Source organism: Candidatus Planktophila sp. (assembly GCF_040402315.1).
GTDB lineage: Bacteria > Actinomycetota > Actinomycetes > Nanopelagicales > Nanopelagicaceae > Planktophila.
Genome location: NZ_JBBAMU010000035.1, coordinates 1 through 8126, shown reverse-complemented (window position 1 = coordinate 8126; position 8126 = coordinate 1). Strand labels below are relative to the sequence as shown.

The 8126-nt window shown below is 48.4% G+C and carries 11 protein-coding genes; 1 reads left to right on the top strand and 10 read right to left on the bottom strand.

Features of this window, described 5'->3' with window-relative positions; translation table 11 throughout:
• The 5 genes from AC9UEP_RS05365 to AC9UEP_RS05345 all read right to left on the bottom strand — a co-directional run.
• On the bottom strand, positions 1–368 hold a 368-nt coding region (locus AC9UEP_RS05365; RefSeq protein WP_509544797.1), incomplete at its 3' end, for an FKBP-type peptidyl-prolyl cis-trans isomerase.
• A gap of 94 nt (positions 369–462) precedes the next feature.
• Positions 463–1791, bottom strand: coding sequence for an argininosuccinate synthase (argG, locus tag AC9UEP_RS05360; RefSeq protein WP_509544795.1), 1329 nt, complete (start codon positions 1789–1791; stop codon positions 463–465).
• Between the two features lie 10 nt (positions 1792–1801).
• A complete protein-coding gene (locus AC9UEP_RS05355) occupies positions 1802–2986 on the bottom strand; it encodes a class I SAM-dependent methyltransferase (protein WP_509544793.1) in 1185 nt (394 codons plus the stop codon).
• Positions 2987–2996: 10 nt separating this feature from the next.
• Positions 2997–4220: a sensor histidine kinase gene (locus AC9UEP_RS05350; protein ID WP_509544790.1), complete on the bottom strand. Its 1224-nt coding sequence runs from the start codon at positions 4218–4220 to the stop codon at positions 2997–2999.
• Positions 4217–4906: a response regulator transcription factor gene (locus AC9UEP_RS05345; RefSeq protein ID WP_509544787.1), complete on the bottom strand. Its 690-nt coding sequence runs from the start codon at positions 4904–4906 to the stop codon at positions 4217–4219. Before AC9UEP_RS05345 ends, AC9UEP_RS05350 begins: the two co-directional genes overlap by 4 nt.
• Before the next feature lie 112 nt (positions 4907–5018).
• Between AC9UEP_RS05345 and AC9UEP_RS05340 the strand changes: the two genes are divergently transcribed.
• Positions 5019–5462 (top strand): hypothetical protein, encoded by a 444-nt coding sequence (locus AC9UEP_RS05340; protein ID WP_509544784.1) that lies wholly within the window; start codon positions 5019–5021, stop codon positions 5460–5462.
• Here AC9UEP_RS05340 and hpf read toward each other — a convergent pair whose 3' ends face one another.
• Genes hpf through msrA form a run of 5 tightly spaced genes read right to left on the bottom strand, consistent with a single transcriptional unit; the run spans position 5463 to position 8045 of the window.
• The gene (gene hpf, locus AC9UEP_RS05335) at positions 5463–5810 is read right to left on the bottom strand and encodes a ribosome hibernation-promoting factor, HPF/YfiA family (RefSeq protein WP_509544782.1); all 348 of its coding nucleotides are present in this window, start codon (positions 5808–5810) and stop codon (positions 5463–5465) included.
• Between the two features lie 46 nt (positions 5811–5856).
• On the bottom strand, positions 5857–6243 hold the full coding sequence (locus tag AC9UEP_RS05330; protein WP_509544779.1) for a hypothetical protein: 387 nt from the start codon (positions 6241–6243) through the stop codon (positions 5857–5859).
• Positions 6244–6390, bottom strand: coding sequence for a hypothetical protein (locus AC9UEP_RS05325; protein WP_190277042.1), 147 nt, complete (start codon positions 6388–6390; stop codon positions 6244–6246).
• 39 nt (positions 6391–6429) lie between these two features.
• The gene (locus tag AC9UEP_RS05320; protein ID WP_509544776.1) at positions 6430–7497 is read right to left on the bottom strand and encodes a trans-sulfuration enzyme family protein; all 1068 of its coding nucleotides are present in this window, start codon (positions 7495–7497) and stop codon (positions 6430–6432) included.
• 17 nt (positions 7498–7514) lie between these two features.
• Entirely contained in the window at positions 7515–8045 is a 531-nt protein-coding gene (gene msrA, locus AC9UEP_RS05315; protein WP_509544773.1) for a peptide-methionine (S)-S-oxide reductase MsrA, read from the bottom strand.
• Between the last annotated feature and the right edge of the window lie 81 nt (positions 8046–8126).

Sequence of the window (8126 nt, the reverse complement as noted above, 5' to 3'; positions counted from 1 at the left end):
AGAGTTTCATTCGGACCAATAGGTCCAGAACCAGCTGCGCCATATCCCATTTCTGGTGGAAGTATCAGCAATCTGCGTCCACCCTCTTTGGCACCAGGCAAACCTTTCTGCCAACCTTCAACTACCCCCGCTAACGGAAATGTTGCTGGCTGACCGCTCCATGATGACTCAATGATTTTTCCAGTTGACCACGCCATGAGTGTGTAGTGAACAGTCAGGGTGGATGTGGGAAGAACTTCTTTCCCGGTTCCAACGATGATGTCCTTGGTAGTTAATTCTGTTGGCGCGCTACCTTCTGGCTTAGAAATTGTAGGAACTTCTCCTGCTACTGCAGAAACTACCGGCAGCACTGTGGCACCTGATGACATCTTCTCTCCTTCGGTAACGTTGAGGCCAACTAGGACGGTGAGTCCAATGAGTGCGGCGGCAATGACGCCGGCTATTGCTTTGCGAGTGGTCTTATTAATTTTCTAACTCCTTAATCAGGTTGAAATCTCCGCCACCGAGTTGGCCTTGATCGCGATACATCTCTAACTTTGCCCGGGTATCGGCAATATCTAAATTACGCATAGTTAACTGCCCAATGCGATCTGTTGGTCCAAAGGCGGCATCTTCGGTGCGCTCCATCGATAACTTATCTGGGTGATAGCTCAAGGCAGGTCCAGTTGTGTTGATGATCGAATAATCATCCCCGCGGCGCAGACGAAGTGTGACCTCGCCAGTAACAGCCGATGCCACCCAACGTGTGAGTGATTCACGAAGCATCAAGCTCTGGGGATCAAGCCAGCGTCCCTCATAGAGTAAGCGACCCAGTCTGCGACCTTCTGCATGGTAGTTCGCAATGGTGTCTTCATTATGAATTGCAGAGATGAGTCGCTCGTAAGCGATAAAGAGCAGCGCCATTCCTGGAGCCTCATAGATGCCACGAGACTTAGCTTCGATAATTCTATTTTCAATCTGATCACTCATTCCAAGGCCATGGCGGCCACCAATTTTATTTGCCTCATTCATCAGAGCCGCGACATCGCTAAAGCGTTGGCCGTTAATTGCCACCGGGCGACCCTGGACATACTCAATCTTCACATCTTCAGCTGCAATTGAGACTGAAGAATCCCAGAACTTCACGCCCATAATGGGAGTAACAATCTCAATGGAGGCATCGAGGTTCTCTAAATCTTTTGCCTCATGGGTAGCACCCAAAATATTTGCATCGGTTGAATAAGCCTTCTCAGTGCTGTCGCGATATGGCAAATTGTTGGCAACTAACCACTCAGACATCTCTTTCCGGCCACCGAGTTCGCGCACGAAATCAGCATCAAGCCATGGCTTATAGATCCGTAGATTTGGATTAGCCAGCAGTCCATAACGATAGAAACGTTCGATGTCATTACCTTTATAGGTAGAACCATCTCCCCAGATTTCAACCTTGTCATGCAACATCGCACGAACCAGCAGCGTTCCGGTTACGGCGCGGCCCAGTGGTGTTGTGTTGAAATAGGCCTTACCACCAGAGCGAATATGAAAAGCGCCGCAGGCAATAGCAGCCAGACCTTCCTCGACAAGTGGGGTCTTGCAATCAACTAGTCGTGAAATTTCTGCGCCATACTCTTTAGCGCGAACCGGAACTGAATCAATATCAGTCTCGTCATATTGGCCAAGATCTGCCGTGTAGGTGCATGGCACCGCACCTTTTGCGCGCATCCAAGCAACGGCGACAGAGGTATCGAGTCCGCCAGAGAAGGCGATTCCGACTTTTTCACCGATAGGAAGTGATGCAAGGACTTTGGACATAGTGCAAAGTCTAACCTTTGATCAGCGCTGCTAGCGCAGGTTTAACTTTCCAGAGCGCCAGCATCTCGTCATATCTCTGCTTTTCTGATGCGTCCACCCCTGCACCGGTCTTTACTGCGCGAATCATGAGATTTCTGGGGGTGTGCTCTCCCCCAATAAATTCAATTGCCTCTACCCGATAGCCACGCAATTTCATAATCTGCATCCGCAGGCCATCGGTGAGTAAATCTCCCAAGCGTTCTTTCATAATTCCGTTGCGGGTAATGATCGACCACGGCTGCGGAATCTCGTTCATCTGTGCCTGAATATCATGGTGACAACAAGGTGCTATCAAAGCCAGCTTGGCATCAGAGTTAATCGCCCAGGCAATTGCATCATCAGTTGCGGTATCACATGCATGAAGTGCGATGGCGATGTCAGCAGATATAAGAGTGGTATCTGCTATCTCCTCGGCTCGAAACTCGATACTCGACGAGATTCCTAATTGTTTGGCTATCTCATTGTTGCGATCTCGAGCAGAGGTGCGAACATCAATACCGATGACTTTAACCGGCATACCTTGGCTACGTAGATATTGATGAGCTGCAAATGTTAGATAAGCATGACCACAACCAAGATCGACGATAGTCAGGGGCTGTGCCGCTGTGGGTTGGGCGATATGCCCCGCCTTGATTGCACTTGTCAGTGTTGGGGTGAGTAAGCGCAAGAATTCTTCTACCTGCTTATATTTATCTGACTTGCTGACTTTGAGATTTCCCTGGCTATCAGATATTCCAATTGCAATCAGATAGGGATCAGATGAGTCAAGTAATCGAGACTTAGTGCGGTCGTGCGGGAGTTCTTGCTCGCGCTCGGTAGCTTCGCGGTGGATTAGTGCTTCACCCTTCTTTGTAATTCGAACACTGATTGATTGGTGAGTCTGTTCCAGCAGAATATTGGCATATCCAGAGCGCATTAATTCGCTAAAGGGTGCTTGCCCTACTTCATAATTCTTCGTTGTCATCTGTCGACCATCACTATGACTGACTTGTATCGCAATCGAATCTTTGATTAACACAGGTCGCAGATCGATGCGCTCGTGAGCAGTCTGCATATTTCTGCGGCGACCAGAGAGCACAACCCTGACTAAAGATTTGGTATCGCCAAATTTCTCGGTGAGCTCAACAAATACATCTTCGAGATTGGCATCGCTCACAGGGTTAAGTTTAGTCTTTAGCTAAAGGAAGGCTCACCACTACCGCCAAGCCGCCCAGGGCACTCTTGCGCAGCGAGAAAGTGCCGTTCAGTTTTTCAATAACTGCCGACATGATGCTCATACCCAACCCGGAACCACCATTTTCGCGTGAGCGAGATTTATCAAAGCGATTAAGTGAGCGGATATCATCGGCATAAGCACCCTCAGGTAATCCTTGCCCGGCATCTTCAATCATAATCAGGACGTTCTTTCCAGATTTACTACATGTAATTGTTACCGCAGCATCTGCGCTGGTGTGGCGCATGATGTTGGTAAAAGCATTTTGGATAAATCGAGAGAGATAATCTCTGGAAGCCACTACCGCCAAGTCATTCTCTATTTTTAAGACTACCTTGCGCCCAGGATTAAGAGTCGTGAAGTCAGTGCCATGAGCGCTTAATAACTCACTCACATCCATTTTTTCGATATCTCGGCTTCCACTCTCACCTAGTTCGGCAAGAAGCAGTAAATCTTGAATCAGATTCTCCATCCGATTGATTTCAGTTCCCACGCGAGTAAATGCACGATCTTGATCTTCAGCCGTTACCAGCTGTTTCTTACTCAGCATCTCCACATAACCTTTGACCACGGTAAGTGGGGTGCGCAACTCGTGGGATGCATCACCGAGAAATTCCTGCATACGAGCAAGGGATGCAGATTCATCTCGGCGGTTAGCTCGCCTGAAATAGAAGAAGAGTAAAAGCCCTGCTACCAGATCGACAATGAAGGTAACAAGTGCCAAGGCACGTATATTGACCTCAAAGCGTTCCTCTATTGCATTGGTGGCACGAGCAATCAGAATGAAATCTTCCTCATCAAGGCGCACTGTTCGCAATTGATAGGGGTCATCTGCCCTTATTGATATCGGGCGGACAGCGGCTTTTTCAATCAGCTCTTTGGCAGGCGCTCCTAGATATATCAAAGTCGATTCACGAACCAGTGTCTCTTGACCTTCTTCGGTTAATAGCGTCAGAGTTGCATTAAGAGTTAACTGCTCAATCGCAAAGAGTGCGGCGGCGATGGATTGCTCTGGGTTATCCAGGGCAGCTTGTGCCACAAAATCGAGTGAGGCATTTACCTCAGAAAATTCAGCGCTCCGGGTGTGAAAAGCAGAGTAGCTACCGATTCCCAAGGTGACCACTGTGACCAGCAAAATTGTAAATATGCTGGTTCTTGTGCTGTTTGAGATCTTCAACTCTTCTCCGTAAAAAGTTGGAAGCCGACTCCTCGTATCGTCTTGATACCTTCATAGCCATCGCGATGTAATTTCTTTCGTAGGTAGGAGATGTAGGTATCTACAACCGTACTCTCGGATTCAAAGGTGATTCCCCAGACCTCATCGAGCAAATAAGTCTTGGTTAATACACGTCCCTTGCTCTCCAATAAAACAAGCAAGAGACGGAATTCTGTGGGAGATAACTCCACTACCTCACCATTAAATGTCACTTGATGGGTGTCGTTATCGAGTTTGATGGGACCGCTGCTCAAACTCGAATCTGAAGTGACGGTGAATTGAGTTCTTCGCAAGATGGCTCTAACTCGAAGTACGAGCTCTTCCAGACCGCGCAATGGTTTTGTCACATAATCATCGGCACCCAAGGTTAATCCACGAGTGATGTCGGCGCGGTCTCCGCGCGCACTCAGCATTAGTGCAGGAGTGTTATCGCCTGCACTTCTAATGCGTTCAATAAATTCAAAACCATCCATCATCGGCATATTGATATCAACAACCAGTAGATCTGGTTTGATTGTGCGAAGTAAAGTCAGAGCCACCATGGCATCAGGTGCCACTACAGTTTCAAATCCAGCAAGTTTGAAGGCATCAGCGAGTACCTCGCGGACGCCGACTTCATCGTCAATAATCATGATGAGTTGGCTCATGTGCCCAGCCTTTCACGCAATTCCCTCTTTTTCTACCACTTCACACGCACGCACACGAAACCGCTAGGTGATTCACAGAAGATTCACACCACCTCTTTAATACTATTAAGTCATGAAAAGAGGCGTTTCCGCAGCGATCATCTTCACTCTCTGCTCATTCTCTTCTTTCTCTCAATCTGCCGTGGCAGATCAACGGACTCCACCTCCTATTCCTTCAGGAGTCCTTGAGCAGTTCCAACGGGACATGGATGCGTTTAGGGCAGCGATGACGCTTCGTGACCAGCAAATGCGTGAGATAAACCAAAGTTTTTATCTAGCTATTAATAAGGCTAATCAAGATGCTCGATCTGCCTTGCAAATTGCAAGCAAGCCAGAGCAAAAGATTTCTGTCATTACAGTAAAGAAAGGCGCAGTAGCTGCTGCGATTTATGCGAGAGAGAGTGCGATTATCGCTCTTGGGCAACCACCTATGCCGCCAGTAGATCCAATGCGGATACAGAAAGGTTCAACGAAACAAAAAGAGAAGCAAGATAAAAAAGAGAAACAACCCCGCTAACTACTCTTGCACATTCACTTTCATAGTGCGCAGCGTATGACGGTCATGGCTCTTCTCGCGTTCATGTATCTTTCTAATTTGTAACTCAATGCTATTAACGGCTTCATCAAATGCTGCCACATCATTAAACGATGCTGCCTCTGCCCGTAGTAGCGGACCAGAACCGTGTGAAGTAATAATTACCTTATGAGAATGTTTTCCTTGTCGCGGGTTCGCCTCATGCAGTACTTCCACCTCAATGCGGTCTATCGTCACACTAAAGCGATTCATAGAGAGTAATTTCTCTTCTGCTATCAATGGAAAGTCACTGGCAAGTTCTGCGTGGCGAGGATGAATGATGATTTTCATTTCAGCAGCATCCCACTACCGGAGTAAAAATGTAAGAGCAGTTTTATCAGGCTAGGGGTAAGAGGTAAACGACTAGGGTGAGGATTGCTGCAAGTGAGAGTGATTGGGTGAGAATAACCACCGCAGTCTTTCGATCGGCTGCTAGCGCTGCTTTATCCGGCACGCGCGAGAGCTGACCCAGCTTGCCGAGGTTAAATGTTCCCATTAAGCCGTAAGCGAGACAGAATTTTCGTTTCGATTGCACCCAGCCAATTGATGCCACAGCCAGCGGAATAAAGATTCCAAGTCGAAGCGAGGGTTCGGCACTTGTTGAGATAAATCCAATAAGCGCACTCACGCTGAGAGCGCTTCCAATAATGGCAACGATTTGGCGGCGGCGAATTTCTCCAGTGCCGATATTGCAAGATCCAGCTACATACTGGCTGTCAGACATTTACGCTTCTTCGAATTCGTCTTCGTCAATCCAAGCATCAGTTTCATTCTCATCTTGCTTTTCAACCCATGATAAGAAAGATCCGACAGCACGGAAGGCTAAAAGTGCAACAGTGATTGCTGCAAGGGTTCTTCGGAGCGCTTTCATATGGCTAAAAATACTCCACTTTGAATCAAAGTGCGCGCCTTACCCCTGGGTCAGTGCGGTGTCGATATCGTGCCAGAGGTCATCGATATGTTCGCATCCCACTGAAAGCCGGATGAGATTCTCCGGCACGCTATGGCTCTCGCGTTCCCACCGGCGCCGGCGCTCCCAAGTGGTTTCGACTCCCCCAAGACTTGTTGCATTGGCAATCAGAGTTGATGCATCACAGATAGCTTCGGTCTGCTCGGCGGCAGCACCAGCTTGAAATGAGACGACCGCACCGAATCCGGGGTATCGAACATTTTTCACCGCAGGGTGATCAGCTAACTTCTTTGCCAAGCTGGCAGCGCTTTCTTGGGCACGGTTAAAGCGAAGTGGGAAGGTGCGGAGTCCGCGCAGACCAAGCCAAACCTCAAAAGGTCCAGCAACTCCGCCCAGAGTTGTGCGGGCTTCAATGAGGCGGGTATGGAGTGCGGGATCTTTAACCGAAAGTGAACCCAAAATAACATCGCTATGTCCAGCTAAATATTTGGCAACTGAATGCATGACAACATCTGCGCCAAATGTCAGTGGCTTTTGATTCAGCGGTGTTGCAAAAGTATTATCAAATCCCACACCCAAGTTACGCTTCTTCGCTTCGCCAATGATTACTGCTACTTCAGCAACATTTAACCCAGGATTGGTTGGTGATTCCACCCATAAGAAGGCGGCGCCCTGTAATTGGCTGATTACTTCTTTGGTATCTGTAATATCTACAAAGCGAACCTCTAGTCGTCCCTCAGCGTGATAACGCTTAAGAAGTGACATAGTGCCGCTATAGCCTTCATGTGAGGCAACTACGGGTGCTCCATGTGGCAAGAGGGAAAAGACGGCAGTGATTGCCGCCATGCCTGATGCAAAGACTAAGGTTGATTGTGCTTCTTCAAGTGCTGAAATTGCGTGCTCTAACTCATACCAGTTTTCATTTCCGAAGCGGCCATAATTAATGTCACCTCCTGCACGGTATGTGGAGTTTAAGGAGATGTGCGAATTTAATCCGGCGCCCGGCGCTGGTTGTGGGCGCCCTGCTGAAATTGCGAGTGTCTCAGGGTGTAATTGCTTATCGGCCATAGGTCCAGAGTAATCGCTTAACCGGAAACCTGCGAAGGAAAGGAGACTCCAGTACTTGAATGACAGTCATATCCATTGGGATTCTTCGCTAAATATCGCTGGTGGTACTCCTCAGCGAGATAGTAAGGAACGCCTTGCGCGCTCTTGATTTCGGTCACGATTTCGCCAATACCTTTTCGGGAAAGAGCTGCCTGATAGACATCACGGGTAGCCTCTGCCTGTAGTAATTGTGAATCACTTGTTGTGAAAATCGCACTCCGATACTGGGTTCCGATATCTCCACCTTGACGATTGAGCGAAGTCGGATCATGCATCACCCAGAACTCTTCAAGTAATCGTCGATAGGTGAGCTGGGCTGGATCAAAACTAACTTCCACTATCTCAGCATGGCCCGTCACACCTGTGCACACTTGTTCGTATGAAGGATCAGGGCGTGCACCACCCATATAGCCAACACTTGTCTCTAGTACTCCCGGAATATTCCACAATCTACGCTCGGCGCCCCAGAAACAACCTGTTGCAAAATATGCTTTCTCGATATTGCTCATAGTCAGATAATCTACCCTTCTACCTGCGCCCCCGTAGCTCAGGGGATAGAGCACTGCCCTCCGGAGGCAGGTGCACAGGTT